The organism is Gallibacterium anatis DSM 16844 = F 149 (genome assembly GCF_000379785.1).
In the GTDB taxonomy this organism is placed as follows: Bacteria; Pseudomonadota; Gammaproteobacteria; order Enterobacterales; family Pasteurellaceae; genus Gallibacterium; species Gallibacterium anatis.
Map to the genome: position 1 here is coordinate 1 of NZ_KB903675.1, position 22,731 is coordinate 22,731.

The 22,731-nt window shown below is 41.8% G+C and carries 18 protein-coding genes; 5 read left to right on the top strand and 13 right to left on the bottom strand.

The window, feature by feature from the left end; all coding sequences use genetic code 11:
* From A3EO_RS0101770 to A3EO_RS0101780, 3 genes are all read right to left on the bottom strand, one after another.
* The coding region (locus A3EO_RS0101770) for a helix-turn-helix domain-containing protein (protein ID WP_018345735.1) at positions 1 to 204 on the bottom strand (204 nt) is incomplete at its 3' end.
* A gap of 90 nt (positions 205 to 294) precedes the next feature.
* Entirely contained in the window at positions 295 to 990 is a 696-nt protein-coding gene (locus A3EO_RS0101775) for a CidB/LrgB family autolysis modulator (protein WP_013746970.1), read from the bottom strand.
* Positions 987 to 1,400: a CidA/LrgA family protein gene (locus A3EO_RS0101780; protein WP_018345736.1), complete on the bottom strand. Its 414-nt coding sequence runs from the start codon at positions 1,398 to 1,400 to the stop codon at positions 987 to 989. Before A3EO_RS0101780 ends, A3EO_RS0101775 begins: the two co-directional genes overlap by 4 nt.
* A 79-nt stretch (positions 1,401 to 1,479) precedes the next feature.
* On the opposite strand from A3EO_RS0101780, the gene A3EO_RS0101785 reads away from it, so the two are divergent.
* Genes A3EO_RS0101785 through A3EO_RS0101795 form a run of 3 tightly spaced genes read left to right on the top strand, consistent with a single transcriptional unit; the run spans position 1,480 to position 3,766 of the window.
* Positions 1,480 to 2,178 carry a thermonuclease family protein gene (locus A3EO_RS0101785; RefSeq protein WP_231128962.1) on the top strand — a complete coding sequence of 233 codons (699 nt, stop codon included), beginning with the start codon at positions 1,480 to 1,482 and terminating at the stop codon, positions 2,176 to 2,178.
* Positions 2,169 to 3,392, top strand: a complete 1,224-nt coding sequence (locus tag A3EO_RS0101790) for an aminotransferase class V-fold PLP-dependent enzyme (RefSeq protein WP_018345738.1) — start codon at positions 2,169 to 2,171, stop codon at positions 3,390 to 3,392. The genes A3EO_RS0101785 and A3EO_RS0101790 overlap by 10 nt, the downstream gene beginning before the upstream one ends.
* Positions 3,392 to 3,766: a SufE family protein gene (locus A3EO_RS0101795; protein ID WP_018345739.1), complete on the top strand. Its 375-nt coding sequence runs from the start codon at positions 3,392 to 3,394 to the stop codon at positions 3,764 to 3,766. Before A3EO_RS0101790 ends, A3EO_RS0101795 begins: the two co-directional genes overlap by 1 nt.
* A gap of 117 nt (positions 3,767 to 3,883) precedes the next feature.
* On the opposite strand, the gene thrS is transcribed toward A3EO_RS0101795, so the two are convergent.
* Both thrS and folE read right to left on the bottom strand, forming a co-directional pair.
* Positions 3,884 to 5,815, bottom strand: a complete 1,932-nt coding sequence (thrS, locus tag A3EO_RS0101800; protein ID WP_018345740.1) for a threonine--tRNA ligase — start codon at positions 5,813 to 5,815, stop codon at positions 3,884 to 3,886.
* 196 nt (positions 5,816 to 6,011) lie between these two features.
* Positions 6,012 to 6,668, bottom strand: a complete 657-nt coding sequence (folE, locus tag A3EO_RS0101805) for a GTP cyclohydrolase I FolE (RefSeq protein WP_018345741.1) — start codon at positions 6,666 to 6,668, stop codon at positions 6,012 to 6,014.
* 183 nt (positions 6,669 to 6,851) lie between these two features.
* On the opposite strand from folE, the gene A3EO_RS0101810 reads away from it, so the two are divergent.
* Both A3EO_RS0101810 and rimI read left to right on the top strand, forming a co-directional pair.
* Complete coding sequence (locus tag A3EO_RS0101810; protein ID WP_013746962.1) at positions 6,852 to 7,286, top strand: DNA polymerase III subunit psi; 435 nt, start codon at positions 6,852 to 6,854, stop codon at positions 7,284 to 7,286.
* Complete coding sequence (gene rimI / locus A3EO_RS0101815; RefSeq protein ID WP_018345742.1) at positions 7,258 to 7,704, top strand: ribosomal protein S18-alanine N-acetyltransferase; 447 nt, start codon at positions 7,258 to 7,260, stop codon at positions 7,702 to 7,704. The genes A3EO_RS0101810 and rimI overlap by 29 nt, the downstream gene beginning before the upstream one ends.
* A gap of 25 nt (positions 7,705 to 7,729) precedes the next feature.
* On the opposite strand, the gene ribD is transcribed toward rimI, so the two are convergent.
* From ribD to aceF, 8 genes are all read right to left on the bottom strand, one after another.
* Positions 7,730 to 8,848, bottom strand: coding sequence for a bifunctional diaminohydroxyphosphoribosylaminopyrimidine deaminase/5-amino-6-(5-phosphoribosylamino)uracil reductase RibD (ribD, locus tag A3EO_RS0101820; protein ID WP_018345743.1), 1,119 nt, complete (start codon positions 8,846 to 8,848; stop codon positions 7,730 to 7,732).
* The gene (nrdR, locus tag A3EO_RS0101825) at positions 8,848 to 9,300 is read right to left on the bottom strand and encodes a transcriptional regulator NrdR (RefSeq protein ID WP_013746959.1); all 453 of its coding nucleotides are present in this window, start codon (positions 9,298 to 9,300) and stop codon (positions 8,848 to 8,850) included. Before nrdR ends, ribD begins: the two co-directional genes overlap by 1 nt.
* Before the next feature lie 110 nt (positions 9,301 to 9,410).
* Entirely contained in the window at positions 9,411 to 13,355 is a 3,945-nt protein-coding gene (gene hrpA / locus A3EO_RS0101830) for an ATP-dependent RNA helicase HrpA (RefSeq protein WP_018345744.1), read from the bottom strand.
* A 9-nt stretch (positions 13,356 to 13,364) separates the two neighbouring features.
* On the bottom strand, positions 13,365 to 14,660 hold the full coding sequence (gene bioA, locus A3EO_RS0101835; RefSeq protein ID WP_018345745.1) for an adenosylmethionine--8-amino-7-oxononanoate transaminase: 1,296 nt from the start codon (positions 14,658 to 14,660) through the stop codon (positions 13,365 to 13,367).
* 81 nt (positions 14,661 to 14,741) lie between these two features.
* Positions 14,742 to 16,607, bottom strand: a complete 1,866-nt coding sequence (gene ppiD / locus A3EO_RS0101840; RefSeq protein WP_018345746.1) for a peptidylprolyl isomerase — start codon at positions 16,605 to 16,607, stop codon at positions 14,742 to 14,744.
* A gap of 112 nt (positions 16,608 to 16,719) precedes the next feature.
* Positions 16,720 to 19,119 carry an endopeptidase La gene (gene lon, locus A3EO_RS0101845; protein ID WP_018345747.1) on the bottom strand — a complete coding sequence of 800 codons (2,400 nt, stop codon included), beginning with the start codon at positions 19,117 to 19,119 and terminating at the stop codon, positions 16,720 to 16,722.
* 170 nt (positions 19,120 to 19,289) lie between these two features.
* Entirely contained in the window at positions 19,290 to 20,714 is a 1,425-nt protein-coding gene (lpdA, locus tag A3EO_RS0101850) for a dihydrolipoyl dehydrogenase (RefSeq protein WP_018345748.1), read from the bottom strand.
* Positions 20,715 to 20,809: 95 nt separating this feature from the next.
* Positions 20,810 to 22,705: a pyruvate dehydrogenase complex dihydrolipoyllysine-residue acetyltransferase gene (gene aceF, locus A3EO_RS0101855; RefSeq protein ID WP_018345749.1), complete on the bottom strand. Its 1,896-nt coding sequence runs from the start codon at positions 22,703 to 22,705 to the stop codon at positions 20,810 to 20,812.
* Positions 22,706 to 22,731: the final 26 nt, after the last annotated feature.

Genomic DNA, 22,731 nt, shown 5'->3' on the forward strand with positions numbered 1-22,731 from the left:
GTGATATTTAAACTCTGGGGTGTAGGTTCGTTTGGTATGCAGCACGGCTAAGCCCTTTATACCTGAATGTTGATATTGGGCAATCCAACGCCTTAATGTGCGTTTAGACACTGTAAATGTACGACAGGTTAAAGAAAGACTTTCCTCGTGTTGAAAGTAGAAATCTACCACTTGTTGCTTAAATGTTTGGTTATATTTAGTCATAAAAAATCTGCACCTCTGTATGTTGTTGGATAATAAGTCCAACTTTTGGGGTGCAGATCATTGCAACTGATGGGCTTATTTTTACAGAGGTTAAGAAAAAATCTTCATAACAATTAAAAACAGATCAAATAGCAACGGTGCACACAATGAGGTAATCACTCCGCACAACACTAACGAAATAGAACTGAATGTTCCTGCTTTTTTATCGACATCCATACAGGCGGCTGTTCCCAATGCGTGCGAGGCTGCGCCGATAGATAAACCGATTGCTTCGCTGCGCTTTAATTTTAACAGTTTAACAATACTGTAACCGAATACGGAACCGACCAAGCCGGCAATAATGACTAACACCACCGTAATCGTCGGCACGCCTCCGATAGTATGGGATACTGCCATTGCTAACGGTGTGGTAATTGATTTAGCAAACAATGTCGCCATTACTTGATTGTTCGCACCGAGCAAAAACGCAATAAATGCCCCACTCAACATCGCAAATACGGAAGCAAACGTGGTAATAAATAAAATACTGCGCCACGATTTTTTAATCTGTGGCAACTGTTCGTACAAAGGCAGTGCCAAGGCAACAATAGATGGCGCCAACAGCATATTCAACGGTTTATTACCGGCGATATAACTATGATAAGGAATGTGAAAAATCAATAAAATGGCAACTAATGCACAAACCGTTAAAACGAACGAGTTGAAAACGATAGATTTTAATTTCTTATTAATGGTTACCGCAATGGCAAACACGACGATGGTTAATACGGAATAGAGATAAATCATTTTGTACCTCTCATTGCCCGTTTTTCCGCTTTTTTTCTCAATCTGGCAAAAGAACGGTATGAATACAGATATTCAGCCAACAAACCGGTCATCACAATGACCAAACAGGTACTGACCACTGTCGGGATCAATAATGATACTGCCTGTTCCGTCAATACATCAAAATAATCAATGATGCCAACGCTGAGAGGAATGAAAAGCAGTGCCATATAACGAATTAATAATGCACTGCTTGGCAATAGCCACTCTTTTTTAATCAGTTTCAGAACTAAACAGATAAATAACAGTAATAATCCCCAAATACTGGAAGGGATACCGATCGGAAACAGATAATTGATCGCTTCCCCGAGGTACAGCATTGCATACAGAATTGCAATAGAACGAAATAATTGAAAAATTTTATAAAACATTTTTAATCGAAATATGCCATAATATGGCTCTATTCTACTCCTATTTTGTGATCTATGTCACACTTTAATCAATGAAATTATGATGAAAAAACTATTAATTATCTTATTTTTTTCGCTATTTACGTTAAACACTTTTGCTGCTCGAGAAATCAACTGCCAAGTGGTAGCAATTAGTGATGGTGATACTTTTACCTGTTTACTAGCCAACAATAAAACGATTAAGGTTCGTCTTGCGCAGGTAGATGCGCCGGAGAAAAAACAGCCTTACGGCGATCGCTCCCGTCAATTACTGTCACAATTAATTTTTAAAAAACAGGTGCGTTTAAGTTCAAGCGAATATGATCAGTATCATCGTGTGCTTGCAGAAGTATTTGATTCACAAGGAAGAAATATCAATCTTATTATGGTGCAACAAGGATTAGCTTGGGCGTATCGCCAATATATGCACGATAAACAATATTTGGCTGCCGAAGCACAAGCCAGACAACAACGCCGTGGCTTATGGCAAGATGATAACCCAATTTACCCGAGTAATTGGCGCAAACATAGTAAAAACCCCAGTTTAAAGTTAGATAATCCGCCGGCACCTACACTGGATAGTATCGCTATGCCTAAACATCAAGCAAAAACAGTTACTGCCACTTCACATTGTCAGCAACGCCGTAGCTGTAAAAGTTTCAGTTCTTGTGCACAGGCAACAGCTTTCTTTAAACAGTGTAATGCAGAGTATCTTGATGGTAACCACGACGGAATTCCTTGTAACTCCTTATGTCGTTAAGGGCAATTATGCAATCTTTCACCATTGAACAATTTCGTCACGATTTCCCTTTTTTTCAAGCAGAGAATGCCGCTGTTTACTTAGATTCAGCGGCAACCACATTAAGACCGCAAGCATTGATTGATACCACAGTCGAATTTTATCGTTCCGCCGGCTCAGTGCATCGCAGTCAATACGATTGGCAACAAACGCAACATTTTGAACAAGCAAGGCAGCTGGCAGCTGATTTTATCGGCGCAGAAGATCGAGATTGCATCGTCTGGACTTCCGGTACCACACACAGTCTTAATGCCGTTGCTTATGGTTTAGCTCATTTGCTACAAGCAGGCGATCAAATCATCATTAGTGAAGCGGAGCACCACGCTAATTTCGTGATTTGGCAACAGCTGGCATTGCAGAAACAGTTGCAATTAACGGTATTGCCATTACAGGCAGATTATAAAATTGATGAAAAGGCGTTAGTGCAAGCATTATCCGCCAATACCAAAATTGTTGCACTGAATTGGGTATCAAATGTTACCGGCTACAGCCAACCGATTGAACAATTTTGCACACTCATTCGTCAACTGGCAGCGAATGCATTTATTGTTGTTGATGCGGCACAAGCGGTTTTACAACATAAAATGAATTTGCAAACACTCGATATTGATTTTATTGCTTTTTCCGCACATAAACTGTTCGGACCTACCGGGCTTGGTGTATTAAGTGGGAAAAAAACAGCGCTCGAACAGTTACGACCTCTCTTCTATGGCGGCAAAATGGTAGAGAGCGTCACACCGCAAAGCAGCACCTTTCAGCCGTTGCCTTATCGTTTAGAGGCTGGAACGCCTAATATTGCTGCCGTTATTGGCTTTGGTACAGTATTGGCTTGGCTACAACAATACCATCACGCCACATTAGCTCATCACACATTAACCTTAGCCAATCTGGCTCGTCAGCGTCTGGCGCAATATCCGCATTGTCGTATATTCAGTGCCAACGATGGGCATATTGTCAGTTTTGTGTTTGATAACATTGAAAATAGTGATTTATCCACACTGTTAAGCGAACAACAGATCGCTCTGCGTGCCGGTCAACATTGTGCCCAGCCCTATTTGCATTTTCTGCACCAGTATGGCACTTTGCGCCTCTCTTTTGCACCTTATAATAACCAACAGGATATTGAGCGTTTTTTTGCCGCTTTGGATAATGCGCTTGCTATTTTGGAGGAGTAATGACATTTACTGAAATTCAACAACTTTTTGCACAAGCTCAAACTTGGGAACAACGTTATCGACACTTAATTTTGCTGGCGAAACAGTTAGAAAAACCTGATGATGAAACTCTCGCCAACACACCGCTGATTGAAGGCTGTGAAAGCCGATTGTGGTTTAAACTTGATGGTGATCGCTGTATCGCCTACAGTGATGCCCGTATTTTAAACGGTATTTTATTCATCATTAAAACTGTTCTTTCGGAAACGCCGACAACACAACGTTCCAGCTTGCAAATCACACCGTTATTGCAGCAACTCAAAATTGATCAGCGTTTAAGCGAAACTCGACTAAACGGTCTAAAAAAGATTGAACAGCTAATCCAAAACGCATAATTTATAGATTGGCATAAAGTGCAAAAAGACCAACTATTTTGTCCTATATGCCCTTTTGTCCTATATATCATAAAAAAAGCGACCATTCGGTCGCTTTTCAATTCTCGATCTCTGTGATTACTCTTCACCAAGAAGTTTTAAATCACGATTTCTTACTTGATTTTTCAAGATCTCAGTAAACTCTTCCACAGTGAAAGTTCCCAAATCCGCACCTTTACGTGTACGAACTGCCACTTTGCCTTCGGCAATCTCTTTATCGCCACAGACCAACATATAAGGCACACGTTTTAAGGTGTGTTCACGGATTTTGAAACCAATTTTTTCATTGCGTAAATCTGATTTCACGCGTAATCCGGCATCAGATAAGGTTTTAACGACGTTTTGCACATAATCCGCTTGGCCATCGGTAATATTCATTACCACGGCTTGAGTCGGTGCCAACCACGCTGGGAAGAAACCTGCATACTCTTCGGTAATAATACCGATGAAACGCTCAATTGAACCTAAAATCGCGCGGTGAATCATAACCGGTGTTTTACGTTCGTTATCTTCCGCCACATAAGAGGCATTTAAACGACCCGGTAACGCGAAGTCTAACTGAACGGTACCGCACTGCCATTCACGACCGATGCTGTCACGTAAAGCAAATTCCAATTTCGGACCATAGAATGCGCCTTCGCCCGGCTGCACTTCATATTCTAAGCCGTTATGTTCAAGTGCTTTTGCCAAATCCGCTTCGGCACGATCCCACATTTCATCAGAACCGATACGGTGTTCAGGACGAGTTGACAGTTTGACATAAATATCAGTAAAGCCGAATGTGCTATAAATATCGTAAACCATCTTGATACAGGAAGTAACTTCGCTTTCAATCTGATTTTCAGTACAGAAAATATGGGCATCATCTTGAGTGAAACCACGCACACGCATTAAGCCGTGCAAAGAGCCTGACGGTTCATTACGGTGGCAAGAACCGAATTCCGCCATACGCAACGGTAAATCACGATAAGATTTCAAACCTTGGTTAAAAATTTGCACGTGTCCAGGACAGTTCATCGGTTTGATCGCATACTCACGATTTTCTGATGAAGTAGTGAACATTAAATCACCATAGTTCTGCCAGTGACCGGTTTTTTCCCAAAGCACACGATCCATCATAAATGGACCTTTAACTTCTTGATAATCATACTGTTTTAATTTTGCGCGAACAAAAGTTTCCAATTCGCGGAAAATTGTCCAACCATCATTATGCCAGAACACCATTCCCGGCGCTTCTTCCTGCATATGGTATAAATCCAGCGCTTTACCGATTTTACGGTGATCACGTTTTGCCGCTTCTTCAAGGCGTTTCAAATATTCGGCAAGCTGTTTCTTATCTGCCCAAGCAGTACCATAAATACGTTGCAACATCTTATTATTGCTGTCGCCTCGCCAATAGGCCCCCGCCACTTTTTGTAATTTAAAGTGATGACAGAAACGCATATTTGGTACGTGTGGACCACGACACATATCAATATATTCCAAGTGATGATAAAGTGCCGGTGTCGCGGTTTTTTCAATATTTTCTTCTAAGATTGCCATTTTGTACGGCTCGCCACGTTGTTCGAACACATCGTGTGCTTTTTGCCAAGAGACCGGCTCTTTGATCACGTCGTAATTGGTTTTCGCCAATTCCAACATTCTTTTTTCAATTTTCTCTAAATCTTCTGCTGTTAAAGAATGGTCAAGATCAATGTCATAATAGAAGCCGTTTTCAATCGTTGGTCCAATCGCCATTTTGGCATTCGGATAGAGTTGTTTTAGCGCGTGGCCTAATAAGTGAGCGCAGGAGTGACGAATAATTTCTAAACCGTCTTCATCTTTCGCGGTAATAATTTCAACATTTGCATCTTCGTTGATTAAATCGCAAGCGTCTTTACGCACGCCGTTCACACGACCGGCAATACACGCTTTGGCTAGACCGGCACCAATGCTTTGTGCCACTTCAAGCACAGTAACTGGTTGTTCAAATTGACGTTGAGATCCGTCAGGTAATGTAATAATTGGCATAATAAAAATCCTTACAGTGGTAACCCATACGAGAGGTTACTTGTGTTAATGTTTATTTTCGAACTTTATTGCTATTTCTACTTCAATAGCGAAACGAAACACTATTTGATAGCAAAAATTGCAATAAAATACCCGCAAGTTATTGCGGGCGAAAGTATATCACAGCATCAATAGCAATAAAATTTTAAAATTTAAACTATTTTGATATCAATGACAAAAATTCCTGTTTAGTCGCTCGATCCTGACTGAAAATGCCGCCATAAGCGGAAGTCACAGTAAAACTATTTGCATCGCGAACCCCTCGACATTTCACACAAAAGTGAGTTGCTCTAACATACACTGCCACATCATCCGTTTCTAAAATGGTTTGAAATGCGGTTAAAATCTGTTCGGTTAATCTTTCCTGAACTTGCGGACGTTGTGCAAAAAAATCGACAACACGATTAATTTTTGATAACCCGATTACCCATTTTTTAGGATAATAAGCCACCGACACTTTACCTGAAAAAGTTACAAAATGATGTTCACAGGTGCTGGTTAAATTAATATCATTCACCAACACCATTTCGCTGACATTCATTCTGTTTTCAATCCGAGTAATTTTCGGAAAATTATGGTAATCCAAACCGCTAAAAATTTCGTCCAGATACATTTTCGCCAAACGTTTCGGTGTTTCTTCCAAGCTGTCATCTCTTAAATCTAAGCCAAGAATCGTCATCACCTCTTTCATATGCTGTTCGATTTTTTGGCGACGTTCATCCTGCGTCCCCACGCGCGGCACCATCGGTGTTTCCAAACCTTTTGCCGATAAAGCAGCTCTAACTTGTTGAGCTTCCAATGAAATTGTGTTCATCTACCTCTCCTTATTATGTAGGCGCTATTTTAACAATGACGATACATTTGTGAAAGAGGGATTTAAAATTCACGGAAATAGAGGAAAATGCTATCTCTAAAATTGTGCGGTCTTTATTGCCTTTGATCTGTATTTCTAAAACAAAAATGCTATGATTAGCAGCATTAAATTTTGGAGAAAAAAATGATAAACAGACGAGAATTGTTACTGCAAGAAATGGGCATTACCCTTTGGCAATTAGTACATCCTGAAGTGTTACAGGGTGTAGGTATCATTAATGTACCGGCTAACATTCATACCATTATTCTGTCAGAACAGCACTCAATAACAGCGTCACAGTTAATCCAAGATTTATTACGTGCGGCAGAAACAACTGCTGATAAAGCCTTAATTATAAACAGTCAACAATTACAACGTTTAGAAAGCGATCATCCACTGCTCGTGTTTTGTGTTGAAGATTGTTTACCACAATTTCAAAACTCAGCATTAGCCAAAATTGCCACACAAATCATTTCATTAAATTCAACATTAACCTTGTCCGTTCAACAAAAACGCACAATTTGGCAACAAATCCGGCACTTTTTACAAAATGAAAACACAATTTCAAACCATCACTGATCACGATTTCACACAATTGTTTCAAATCGAACAAGCTGCACACAGCGTGCCTTGGAGCTTAGGCACACTCAAAAATAATCAGGGCGATAATTACCTGAATTTTAAAATTCTTCATCAAAACAATATTATCGGATTTTGTATCTGCCAGACGGTTCTTGATGAGGCAACACTGTTTAATATTGCAATTGATCCGCAGTTTCAAGGCAATGGCTTTGGCAAAGCGCTGTTACAACATTTAATGTGCGAATTAATGGCAAAAGGGATTACAACCTTGTGGCTGGAAGTGAGAGAATCGAATCAAAAAGCAAGAAAATTGTATGAAAATCTTGGCTTTAACGAAGTTTCCATCCGGAAAAATTATTATCCAGTCGCCGGCGGTGGGCGTGAAAATGCAGTAATTATGGCGTGTTACTTATAGTCCTTATAAACAACACGCCATTTGCTTATTTAATATACACTAATTTAACATCATCACCGATTAGGCTGACGTCAGCTAAACGCCATTGTGGTGCATCTTTGAGATGTTGCAATTGTGGCAAATGACAAAGCCCTTTTGCCTGATCTCCCAACAATTTCGGGGCAATATAAACAATTAATTCATCCACCAAACCTGCTTCAATTAACGCTCCGGCTAACGTTGCACCTGCCTCCACCCAAACTGAATTGATCTGCTGTTTCCCTAGCAAATTAAGTAAATCCGTCAAATAATAAGGGCTTTCCACTAATTGCTGCTGCTGACAAAATGCCGGGAAATGTGCCATATTTCGTGCGCTCGGACTGACCAATAAAATGGGGCTTTCGCTTTCAAACAGCCGCCCTTTAGGCTCAATTTGATGTTGAGAATCTAAAATAACACGCAATGGTTGACGTAATTTTGCTTGCGGATAAATCGATTGCACCTCAAGCGGTAATTGTTGCCAACGCACATTTAACGCGGCATTATCCGTCAATACGGTCTTACTGCTGGATAAAATTGCAGATGCCATTGCGCGATATTGCTGCACATCCTGCCGTGCCGCTTCACCTGTAATCCATTGGCTTTCGCCATTCGCCATCGCAGTACGACCGTCAATGCTGATCGCCATTTTCAGTTGCACATAAGGGAAACCGGTACGCATTCTTTTTAAAAACCCTTTGTTCAACTGTTCCGCTTGCTGTTGTAATAGCCCGACCGCCGTTTCAATACCGGCATCCGCCAGCATTTTTAACCCACGTCCGGCAACTTGCGGATTCGGATCTTGCATTGCTGCCACCACACGCTTGACCCCGGCTTCAATCAGCCCTTTGGCACAAGGCGGCGTTCTACCGTAATGGGAACAGGGCTCGAGTGTAACATAAGCTGTCGCTCCGTTCGCTTTTTCTCCCGCCTCTCGCATTGCCATCACTTCTGCGTGAGGCTCACCGGCTTTTTCGTGATAACCTTTACCGACAATTTCCCCATTTTTAACCAACACACAACCGACTGCCGGATTAGGTGTGCAAGTAAAACGCCCTTTTTTTGCCAATTCAATCGCCAATGCCATAAATTGGTGATCTTGCTGTGAAAATTCAAAATTTTGCATTATTCTTTATTTAGTTTGTCTATTTCTTCACTGAACTGTTTAATATCATCAAAACTGAGATAAACCGATGCAAAACGGATATAGGCAACTTTATCCATTTTTTTCAACTCATTCATTACCAATGTACCAACCATTTTGCTTGGCACTTCTCGCTCACCGGTGGCTTGCAATGTATGCATTATGCGGTTGACCGCCGCCTCAATCTGCATTTCACTAACCGGACGTTTCTCCAATGCGTGATAAATACCGGCACGCAATTTTTCCTCATTAAAAGGTTCACGATTGCCGTTATTCTTAATAATACGAGGAATCACCAATTCCGCAGATTCAAAAGTGGTAAAACGCTCTTTGCACTGGGTGCATTCACGGCGACGTCTGACTTGATAGCCTTCGGAAACAAGACGACTATCAATCACTTTCGTTTCCGGCGCTGAACAAAACGGACAATGCATATTGCCTCCTTCATAAATAATTTATTTTATTCACTCCCCTATACTACCTGATACAAAGCAGATAGAAAGGGGGAAAATAAAATATTTCATTGCAAAACGGTTGTGAAAAATCAGCCTAACTGTTGTAACAAATTAAAAATACGCTTATCTGAGATCGGATATGCGGTTTTTAACTGCTGTGCAAAGAGGCTGACACGTAACTCCTCAATCATATAACGAACTTCCAAAATTTCATCACTGATCGGTTTAGATTTCGGCAATTTATTCAATAGCTGTTTATAAGCTTGCTGCACGCTCTCTATTTTCAACATTAAGGCACGATCACGATTGACATCCTGTGCCACTTTATCAAGCCGTTTATCAATCGCTTGCAAATAGCGTAATAAATCTGCTAAGCGTTTATAACCGCTCTTCGCCACAAAACCCGGATAAATCAAATGGTTAAGCTGCGTTTTAATATCGGATAAAGCAAACGCCAAATTAAAATCCAAACGCCCTTTCATCCGTTTATTAATTTCATATGCCAACGTTAAAATCTGCTCAACTTTTTGTGCAATATCGACCGTAACATCATTTAAATTTTCGCGAACAAAATCCCGCAACTGCTCAAATTGCTGCTCCTGCCAAACCACACCGCCAAAATCGCTGATTAATTTATCCACCGCACAAGCAATACAGTCATCAATAAGCTGCAATACTGTGCCAAACGGGGTGAAATAAAGCCCTAATTTTGCTTTATTCGGTAATTTTTCGTGTAAATATTTTATCGGTGAAGGCACATTCAACAGCAACAGACGGCGCAATCCTTGACGCATCGCACGTTGCTGTTCAAATTCCGTTTCAAACAATTTAATACCGACCGACTCCTTCTCATCAACAATTGCCGGATAGGCTTTGATACTGAAGCCACGTTTTTTTTGCTCATAGTATTGCGGCAAAGTATCAAAATTCCAAATATGAATACCGCTCTGCTCAATGCCGTCATCTGCCACTTCAGCAATACTTTGCTGCACTTGATCTTTTAAAGAGACTTTTAAAGCATCAAGATCGTTGCTTTCTGCAATTTTACGTCCTTTTTCATCAATCACGCGAAAACTCATTTTCAAATGTGACGGCACTTGCTGCCAATTCCATTCGGTCGGTTCAACCCAAACACCGGTCATTTTGCGTAGCTGTTCACTTAAACTTTCCACCAATGGTTTTTCCAAGGGTGCCACTCGCGCCAAAAAGGCTTCGGCATAATTCGGTGCCGGTACAAAATTACGGCGCAATGCTTTCGGCAAAGATTTAATCAATGCTACCACCAACTCCTGACGCAACCCTGGAATTTGCCATTCAAATCCATTTAATTCGATCTGGTTGAGTAACGGCAATGGAATATGCACGGTTACGCCATCCGCATCCGTTCCCGGCTCAAACTGATAACTTAACTTCAGTTTTAGATTGCCTTGATGCCAAAAATTAGGGAAATCTAAGGTACTGACCGAGGTTTCATCATTCAACAGGAATGACTTTTCAAAATTGAGCAATTCTGCATCTTTCTTCTGTGCCTGTTGCCACCAACGATCAAAATGGCGTTGCGATACCACTTCCGTTGGAATACGCTGATCATAAAAATCAAACAACGCCTGCTCGCTGACTAAAATATCACGACGGCGAGTTTTATGTTCCAACTCTTCCACTTCTTTGATAAGTTTCTGATTTTCAAAGAAGAATTTATGTTTAGTGTACCAATCTCCCTCCACCAATGCGGAACGAATAAAAATTTCACGACAAGTCAACGGATCAATGGCACTGTAATTCACCGTTCTCGCCTGTACAATCGGTACGCCGTATAGCGTCACTTTTTCACTGGCTAAAACCGCACCTTGTTTCTTCGACCAATGCGGCTCGTGATAACTTTTTTTCATCAAATGCTGTGCCAACGGCTCAATCCATTCCGCCTCAATCGCAGCGACCACTCTACCCCATAATTTAGAGGTTTCGACCAATTCTGCTGCCATACACCATTTCGGTTGTTTTTTAAACAATACTGACGCCGGAAAAATCGAAAAATGGGCATTTCTTGCACCAAGATATTGCTGTTTTTCTGCCTCTTTACTACCAATATGTGAGAGCAAGCCGGCTAATAATGCGGTGTGAATCGGCATATATTCTGCTGCTTCAGTATTGATCGCAAGCCCCATCTCCCGCACGCTTAAACGTAGCTGATGATAAATCTCCTGCCATTCACGAATACGCAAATAATTGAGGTAATCTTTCTGACACAAGCGTCTAAACTGATTGCGAGAGAGCTGTTTTTGCTGCTCTTGAATATAACGCCATAAATTGACAAAAGCCAAAAAGTCGGAATGTTTATCGGCAAAACGGCGGTGCTTATCGTCCGCTGATTGCTGTTTATCAAGCGGTCTTTCTCTCGGATCTTGGATCGACAATGCGGCAACGATCACCAATACTTCACGCAAACTGCCATTGCTTGCTGCCATCAACACCATTTTTGCCAAACGAGGATCAACCGGTAAACGTGCCAGTTGTCGTCCGCTTTCCGTTAAAACTCGTTTATCACCATAACGCCCTTTCACCGTTCTGAAAGCCTGCAACTCATCCAATAAACGTAATCCGTCTTGAATTTGGCGGCGATCCGGGGCATCCACAAAGGGAAATGATTCAATATCATCCAGCCCTAATGCGGTCATTTGCAAAATGACCGAGGCAAGGTTGGTACGCAAAATTTCCGGATCAGTAAATTGCGGTCTGCTATTAAAATCCTCTTCTGAATAAAGACGAATACAAATCCCTTCACTGACACGTCCGCAACGCCCTTTACGCTGATTTGCCGAAGCCTGTGAAATCGGCTCGATCGGCAATCGCTGTACTTTGGTGCGATAACTGTAACGTGAAATTCTTGCGGTGCCGGGATCAATCACATATTTAATTCCGGGAACAGTCAAAGAGGTTTCCGCAACGTTAGTGGCTAAAATAATGCGATTTAAAGCTCCCGGATGGAAAATGCGATTCTGTTCCTGTGCCGATAAACGCGCATAAAGCGGCAAAATTTCAGTATGGCGTAATTCTCTTTTTTCTAAGGCTTCTGCGGTATCACGAATTTCACGTTCACCATTCATAAAAATTAAAATATCGCCACGCCCCTCCGCCTGTAATTCATCTACCGCATCAAAGATCGCTTGCAGCTGATCTTGATCTTCACTCTCCGCAATTGGTCGATACCGCACCTCAACCGGATAAGTCCGCCCCGAAACCTCTATAATCGGTGCATTATTAAAATGTTTAGCAAAACGCTCAACATCAATGGTCGCTGAAGTAATGATCACTTTTAAATCTGGTCTTCGCGGCAATAACTGCTTTAAATAGCCCAAAATAAAATCATTATTCAGACTACGCTCGTGGGCTTCATCAATAATCAACACGTCATATTGATTTAAATAACGATCTGACTGAATTTCCGCCAATAAAATACCATCGGTCATCAATTTTATCTGTGTATTTTCACTGACTTGATCATTAAAACGCACCTTATAACCGACAATATCACCAAGCTCGGTTTGCAACTCTTCTGCAATTCTGGTGGCGACGGAACGTGCGGCAATACGACGCGGTTGCGTATGCCCGATAAATCCCTTTTTGCCTAATCCCAAGGCTAAACACATTTTAGGAATCTGCGTAGTTTTACCCGAGCCGGTTTCTCCGGCAATCACCACCACTTGATGCGTAGCGATGGCACGCATAATCTCCTCGCTACGTTGGCTCACCGGTAAATCTTGCGGGAAAGCGATTTGTAACGGACGCTGTTGTCGTTGCAATAATTTTTGCTTCGCTGTTTCAACCGCATCGGTTAATAAAGCCTGTAATTCCGCTTTTGCCTGTACCGGTGCTTTTTTTATTCTCGCCGCTAACAAATATTTATCCGCCAACATCACCTGATCCAGTTCGGATAATAATTGTTTTTGCCACGCTGCCAATGGTGCTCTGTTTGCGTTTTTATGCCTCACATTGCGCTGAGATTTTGTTGCTGTTTTTGTTTGAAATTCCGACATATTTTTTAACTATTCTTCAATTTGATACTCTACTTTTAAGGCTGACAATAACCCTGAAATTAATTGCGCCAGTTCAGTTTCACTAATAATAAATGGCGGCATCACATAAACCAGTTTACCGAATGGACGCAACCAAACCCCTTGCTCAACGAATTTAGGCTGTAAGGTTGCCATATTCACCGCTTGTTTCATTTCAATCACCCCGATTGCGCCCAACACTCTTACTTCCTGCACACAATCCCATTGCGCCGCCTCCGCCAAGCCCTGTTTTAATTGCTGTTCGATTCGTTGTATCCGTGCCTGCCAATCACTCTGTAATAATAATTTAATTGAGGCATTTGCCACTGCACAAGCTAATGGATTTCCCATAAAAGTCGGGCCGTGCATAAAACATTTTGCCTCACCGGCACAGATGGTTTCTGCCACCTGTTTGGAAGTGATAGTTGCCGACAAGGTCATATAACCGCCGGTTAACGCCTTACCAATACAGATAATATCCGGAATCACATTGGCGTGCTGATAGGCAAATAATTTCCCGGTTCGTCCGAAACCGGTTGCAATTTCATCAAAAATAAGCAAAACACCATACTGTTCGCATAATGCTTTAGCTTTCTGTAAATAAACAGGGGAATAAAAATACATTCCGCCCGCACCTTGCACAATCGGCTCAAGAATCAAACCGGCAATGGTTTGATGATGTTTTTCCAACAAATCCTGTAACGGTAAAATGGCTTGCTCCTGCCACGCCTGATCAAACTTTATCGGTGGCTGCGGCAAGAAATATTGAATCGGCAAACTTTTACTGAAAAGTGAATGCATTCCGGTAACCGGATCGCAAACTGACATTGCGTGCCAAGTATCGCCGTGATAACCGGAACGAATGGTAGCAAACTGATAACGATTACTTTCACCTTTCGCCTGTTGATATTGAATTGCCATTTTCATTGCCACTTCAACAGCCACCGAACCGCTATCAGCAAAGAAAATCTTATCCAGTGATGGCGGCAAAATAGAAAGCAGTGTTTGTGCCAATTCTACCGCCGGTTCATGAGTAAAACCGCCAAACATAATATGGCTCATTTTACTGATTTGTTGTTGCACCGCCTGATTCAGCTCCGGATGATTATATCCGTGCAACGCCGCCCACCACGAAGACATTCCGTCAATCAATTTACGCCCATCTTTTAACGTAATAATGACACCGTCTGCCCGTTCCACCGGATACACTGCTGCCGGTTCAAGCATAGACGTATAAGGATGCCAAATATGTTCACGATCAAGAGAAATAAGTTGCTGTAAATCCATTCTGCTCTCCTAAAAATATCGCCTCACGAGGAAACCCTAATGAGGCGCTATTTTGGTGTTAATTATTCAATCAACCGTCATTTATTCTTGCAGCTGATCCAACATTTCCTGATTAATTTCAATTTTTGCTTTTTCACGCAAAGCCTTCAATAATGTTGCCTGTAAGTCATTCACACGGAACTGCATTAATTGTGAAACAAATGCTTTTTGTTGTTCGGCTGATAGTTGACCATCTTCAACTTTATCCAATGCAATCGCAACAATATCCCCATTTTGATCAACACCAACGTGATAGCTTGGTTTACCTGCTGTCGGTAACGGCATTGCAAAAATCTGTTTATCCAACGCCGGATTTTTGCTTTCCGCATAAACTGTCGTCAAATTTTGTTTGAATTCAACCGCACTGTTATCTCCGGCTTGTAATTTAGCAACCAATGCTTTAACACGCTCCAACTCAATATTTTCTGCTTTTTCACGCTGTAATAAGGCGGTAATTTGTGTTTTTGCTTCTGCTAAAGGCTTAGTTCCTGCCGCTTTATAGTCGACCACGCGGAAAATAACACTGTGATTTTCACCAACACTAATCATTTGTGAGTTCATTCCGCCTTGCACCAATTCCGGACTGAACATTTCGCTAATCACATTGCTAAAATTCAATGCCGCCGGCACATCATCGCGCGCAAAATAACCGGTTTCTTCAACGGTTAAATTGCCCTCTTTGGCAGCTGTCGCTAAACCGCTTTGATCTTCAAAGGCTTTATCCGCAACCGCTTTTTCAACACTGAAATATTTACGTTCCGCTAAATCCTGACGCACAAGATCGGTAATTCGGCTTTTGACCTCTTCTAACGGTAATACGGTCGCTTCATTGCGTGCCAACACTTTAATAATGTGATATTTATCATCCACTTTTGTCGGTTTGCTGTAAGCACCGACTGCAGTGTTGTCAGCCGCCGTTTCAAATGCTTTCGGTAACTGTCCAGCAACCACCCAACTTAAATCACCGCCGTTAACTGCTGTTAAACGGTCAATAGAATATTTTTTCGCTAACTCGGCAAAATCTGCACCCTGTTGCAATTTGTTGTAAATATCATCCGCTTCCGCCTGTGTATTTACTTGAATATGCGCAATATGCTGTTTTGCCTGCCCCATAAATTGAGATTTATTGTCTTGATAATATTGAGCAACTTCAACATCACTCACTTTCAGATCTTTTGCCAATTTATCTTTATTGACATCAATATATTGCACTTTAACCAATTCAGGTGTGGCAAAAGCTGCCTTATGATCATTGTAATATTTCTCAATTTCCTGATCTGAAATGGTCTGTTTAGCTGCTAAATCCGCTACCGGGAAAGTTGCTAAACGAACACTTCTCTTCTGAAAGAACAATTTCACAAATTGTTGTTGCTGTGCTTCGGTTAAGAAATCACTCGCCAATAAAGAACCCATTAATTGTGATAACACTAAATCCTGACGCACAATTTCCGCATATTGATCCGGTGTGAGATTATTATTCGCTAACAATTGTTGATAAACTGCGTTATCGAACTGGCCATCTTTTTGGAATGCCGGATTCATTACGATCGCCTGCTTAATCGCTTCATCGCCGACACCCAATCCCAACTCTTTGCTGTATTGGCGTAACAACTCATCATCAATTAAACGATCCAATACGGAATGACGCAAACCGTTGGTAAATTCAGCAGAATCCGCTACTGCTGCAAATTTATCCCCCATCTGCATCGCCAGCTGTTGATATTGGCTTTGATATTGTTGTTGGAAAAGACGTTGGGAAATTTCAACACCATTTACGGTTGCCGCCGAGGTGTTTTGACGAGAAATTAAATAACCGGCAACACCACTCAACACAAATGAAATAGCAATGACCGACATTAATACTTTCCAGACCATACTATGTGTATAGCCACGCAGTTTCTCCATCATAATGAGAGCTTCCTTATAATAAAAACAATAATGGACAAAATTATATAGAAAAGTTGGGTTGGCTGCACCTACTAAAAAGCCGGTCATCTTATTTTGACCGGCTTTTTGCTGATTAATTGACAGTTGATGTCATATTTTTACTGCTACGTTTTTTCGGAGCGGCTAAATTTTTCACCACCTCAATTCCGACCGGCGGTTTTTCCAGTGCCAATGCCAAAACTTCATCAATAGTTTCGACCGGACGAATATCCAACGCAGATTTCGCATTTTCCGGAATTTCCTCAAGATCTTTGACATTGTCTTTCGGAATTAAGACCCGTTTAATGCCGCCACGGTGTGCCGCTAATAATTTCTCTTTCAAACCACCGATTGGCAACACTTTACCGCGTAAAGTAATTTCGCCTGTCATTGCTACATCGGCACGTACCGGATTACCGGTTAAGCAAGAAACCAATGCGGTGCACATTGCAATCCCTGCACTCGGACCATCTTTCGGTGTCGCGCCTTCAGGCACGTGAATGTGAATATCCCGTTTTTCATAGAAATCGGTATTAATGCCCAACTGTTCCGCTCTGGCACGAACTACCGTCATCGCCGCCTGAATCGACTCTTTCATTACATCGCCTAACGAACCGGTGTAATTTAATTTACCTTTGCCCGACACTGAAGCCGCTTCAATGGTTAATAAATCACCGCCGACTTCTGTCCACGCCAAACCGGTCACTTCACCAACGCGGTTTTGATTATCCGCTTTGCCGTATTCAAAACGTCTGACACCAAGATAATCGTGTAGATTACTGCTATCCACAACCACCTGTTTCAATGATTTATCCAATAATAGATTCTTCACCGCTTTACGACAGATTTTAGAAATTTCACGTTCCAAATTACGTACACCGGCTTCACGAGTGTAATAACGGATAATATCTAAAATGGCTTCTTCTTTGATGGTTAATTCTTTTGCTTTCAAACCGTTACGTTCCATCTGTTTATTCAACAAATGACGCATCGCAATGTTAAGTTTTTCATCTTCGGTATAACCTGAAAGACGAATGACTTCCATACGATCAAGTAACGGCCCCGGAATATTCATTGAGTTGGAAGTGGCGACAAACATCACATCGGAAAGATCATAATCTACCTCAAGATAATGATCGCTGAAGGTGTTGTTCTGTTCCGGATCTAACACTTCCAATAATGCTGATGCCGGATCGCCACGCATATCCGCACCCAATTTATCAATTTCATCCAACAAGAATAATGGGTTTTTCACACCCACTTTCGCCATATTTTGGATAAGTTTACCCGGCAACGCACCGATATAAGTACGACGATGCCCACGAATTTCGGCTTCATCACGCACGCCGCCTAACGCCATTCGCACATATTTACGACCGGTCGCCTGCGCAATAGATTGCCCCAATGAGGTTTTACCTACCCCCGGCGGCCCTACCAAACATAAAATCGGTCCACGAATTTGGTTAGTACGAGTTTGCACCGCTAAATATTCTAAAATGCGTTCTTTGACACGCTCCAAGCCGTAATGGTCGTTATTTAAAATGGCTTCCGCCTGTTTTAAATCTTTTTTCACTTTAGTACGTTTGTGCCACGGCACTTGTACCATCCAGTCAATATATGTACGAACCACTGTCGCTTCCGCAGACATCGGTGACATCATTTTTAATTTTTGCAATTCCGATTCTGCCTTTTCTTGAACCTCTTTCGGCATTTTTGCATCGGCAATTTTTTTCTTTAATTGCTGTACTTCATTTTCGACAGTTTCCGCTTCACCAAGCTCTTTCTGGATGGCTTTAATCTGTTCATTCAAATAGTAATCGCGTTGATTTTTTTCCATCTGTTTTTTCACACGATCACGAATTTTCTTATCCAAGCTGCTGATTTCCATTTCCGCTTGAATCAAGCCTAATAATGTTTCAAAACGGGCAAAAACATTTTCCTGTTCCAACAATGCCTGTTTTTTATCCAATGCTAACGGCATATTGCCTGCCAAGGTATCAACCAATTTTTTCGGATCGTGGATATCCTTCAATGCAGTTAATACTTCAGGCTTAACTTTATTATGTTGTTGATGTGCAAATTTATCCAATTCAGTTAACACTGTTGTTTGAATAACATCCAACTCAACATCATTATCCACGATTTCAGTAATTTCACTTATCTCGGCAGAATAATATTCATCACTCTCAAATGAGAGCACTTTTGCTCTTGATTTCCCTTCAACAAGTACCTTTACCGTGCCGTCCGGTAATTTCAATAATTGAATAATGGTAGCAACTGTCCCTACTTGATAAATATCTTTCTCTGTCGGCTCTTCCAAATTAGCCTCTTTTTGAGTGACTAATAAAATGTCTTTGCCGCTATCCATTGCTTCATCAAGACTACGGATAGACTTTGTTCTTCCTACATATAGTGGCATTACGATATGTGGAAACACGACAACATCTCGTAACGGTAAGACAGGAATTTGTTTTGTTGGTAACTCTTTGCTCATAATTATTGTTCTCTTGTCTATTTCTATAGTTTGAGGTATATGGGGGAACTTTTTTTGATATCAAGGGCAATCAGCCTTTTTCATCTAAATAAGTAAAAAATCTGCACTCCGACTTTCGGTCAAGGTGCAGATTTTAGATTGTAGTATGAATTTAATAATTTCTTAACAAATTATTTTTTCTTTTTCGCTTTTGCATTCGGTAAATCAGTTACTGTACCTTCAAACACTTCCGCCGCCAAGCCGACAGATTCGTGTAATGTAGGGTGTGCGTGAATAGTTAATGCTAAATCTTCCGCATCGCAACCCATTTCGATTGCAAGACCGATTTCACCTAATAATTCACCGCCATTGGTTCCGACAATCGCACCACCAATCACACGGTGTGTATTCTTATCAAAAATAAGTTTAGTCATACCGTCTGAACAGTCTGATGCAATCGCACGACCTGATGCCGCCCAAGGGAAAGTTGCCACTTCATAAGAAATGCCTTCAGCTTTACATTCTTTTTCTGTTTTACCAACCCAAGCCACTTCAGGTTCAGTATAAGCAATAGATGGGATCACTTTCGGATCGAAATAGTGTTTTTGTCCGGCAATCACTTCTGCCGCAACGTGACCTTCGTGAACACCTTTGTGAGCCAACATTGGTTGACCGACAATATCACCAATCGCAAAGATATGAGGAACATTAGTACGCATCTGTTTGTCGGTACGGATAAAGCCACGTTCATCCACTTCAACGCCTGCCACTTGTGCATCGATTAATTTACCGTTCGGTGTACGACCGATAGCCACTAACACAGCATCATAACGGCGAGTTTCATTTGCGCCTTTTCCTTCCATAGAAACATAAATACCGTCTTCTTTCGCTTCTACCGCAGTAACTTTAGTTTCTAACAAGAGGTTGAATTTTTTCTCGATGCGTTTAGTAAAGATTTTAACCACATCTTTATCCGCTGCCGGAATAACCTGATCAAACATTTCCACAACATCAATTTGTGAACCTAGTGCGTGGTAAACGGTTCCCATTTCAAGACCGATAATACCGCCACCCATAATCAATAATTTTTCAGGTACTTCTTTAAGTTTTAATGCATCTGTTGAATCCCAAACACGAGGATCATCGTGCGGAATAAACGGTAATTGAATTGGACGAGAACCGGCAGCAATGATTGCGTTATCAAATGTAATTTTGGTTTCACCGTCTTCTCCGGCAACAATAATACTGTTCGCGCTGGAGAATTTACCATAACCGCTTACAATTTGAACTTTACGCATTTTTGCCATACCAGCCAAACCGCCGGTTAATTGGCTGATCACTTTTTCTTTCCAACCACGGATTTTTTCAATGTCGGTTTTTGGTTCACCGAAAACAATACCGTGTTGCGCTAAAGATTTTGCTTCTTCAATCACTTTAGCAACGTGCAATAATGCTTTAGACGGAATACAGCCTACGTTTAAGCATACCCCACCAAGCGTTGAAAAACGTTCAATAATAACGGTTTCCAACCCTAAGTCTGCACAACGGAATGCCGCTGAATATCCTGCAGGACCAGCACCTAAAACAACTACTTGTGTTTTAATTTCTTTATTCATGTTAAGCCTCTTGATTTTTCTCTAACAAAATGTTAGGACGGCAATTAAATTAATTATAACAAAAGCCTGATCAACTCAGGCTTTCGTTTCCATTACTACATGACTAAGCGGCGTAAATCCGACAACACACCACTAATATAGGTAATAAAGCGTGCACCGTCCGCCCCATCAATCACACGGTGATCGTAAGACAATGACAATGGCAACATCAAGCGTGGTGTAAATTCTTTACCATTCCACACCGGTGTCATCTCTGAACGAGAAACCCCTAAAATTGCCACTTCCGGTGCATTAACGATAGGGGTAAAGTGAGTACCACCGATACCGCCTAAACTTGAGATAGTAAAGCATCCGCCTTGCATATCTGAAGCTGTTAATTTACCTGCACGCGCTTTCTTCGACATTGCTGACAATTCACGAGAAAGTTCAATAACACCTTTCTTATTAACATCTTTAAACACCGGTACAACCAAGCCGTTTGGTGTATCTACTGCCACACCGATATTGATGTATTTCTTCAAGATCAGACGTTGTGCATCCTCAGTAATTGAACTATTGAAGTTTGGATAAGCTTCCAACGCTTTTGCTACCGCTTTCATAATAAAGACAAGCGGAGTAATTTTAACATCAAGTTTCTGTTTTTCAGCTAATACATTTTGCTCTTTTCTGAATTTTTCTAACTCGGTAATATCGGCTTTATCCCATTGTGTTACGTGAGGGATCATTACCCAGTTACGGTGCAAGTTCGCACCGGAAATCTTCTTGATGCGACCCAATTCAACTTCTTCAGTTTCACCGAATTTGCTGAAATCAACTTTCGGCCACGGCAACAAGCCTAAACCGGCACCGGCATTACCGCCGGCAGCAGCTGATGAAGAAACAGAACCGCTTTCAACCGCTTTAATAGCCGCTTTCACATAAGCTTGAACATCTTCTTTTAAGATACGACCTTTACGACCTGTACCTTTCACTTTATCAAGATTCACACCAAATTCGCGTGCTAAACGACGAACTACCGGAGTAGCGTGAGCAAAACTTGCGCTCTTAGTCACATCTTCATTAGAAGATGCCGGAGCCGCTGCAGGCGCTGGTGCTGCCGCTTGAGGGGCAGGTGCTGCTGCAGGTTGTTGTGCCGGAGCTGCCGCGGGCGCTGCGCCAGCCACTTCAAAGCGCATAATTAATGAACCGGTAGAAACTTTATCGCCTGATTTGATCAAAATTTCTTTTACCACACCGGCAAACGGCGCAGGTACTTCCATTGAAGCTTTATCACCTTCAACGGTGATCAATGACTGTTCTTCGCTAACAGTATCGCCTACTGCGACCATAATTTCAGTCACATTCACTTCATCGCCGCCGATATCCGGAACGTGAACATCCTGAACACCTCCGCTAGCCGCAGGTGCTGCTGCCGGAGCCGCTTCTGCTGCAGGAGCAGGTGCTGCCGCCGGAGCCGCGCCGGCAACTTCAAAACGCATAATCAATGAACCGGTAGAAACTTTATCACCTGATTTAACTAAAATTTCTTTTACCACACCGGCAAATGGTGCAGGCACTTCCATTGAAGCTTTATCACCTTCAACGGTGATCAATGACTGTTCTTCGCTAACAGTATCGCCTACTGCGACCATAATTTCAGTAACGTTAACTTCATCTCCGCCGATATCCGGAACATGAACATCAACAACAGAAGCTGCTGCAGCCGGTGCTGCCGCCGGAGCCGGCGCTGCTTCCGCTGCAGGAGCAGGTGCTGCCGCACCCGCTGCTTCCAATACCAACATAGGAGTACCGGTAGAAACTTTATCACCCACTTTTACCAATACTTCTTTTACCACACCTGCTTCCGGTGCCGGTACTTCCATTGAGGCTTTATCACCTTCAACATTGATCACACTTTGGTCAACTTCAATAGTGTCACCAACTTTCACCATAACTTCTGTTACAGTAACTTCATCACCACCGATATCCGGAATAGCAATTTGTTTTGACATAATTTATATCCTTTGTGATTGTTACA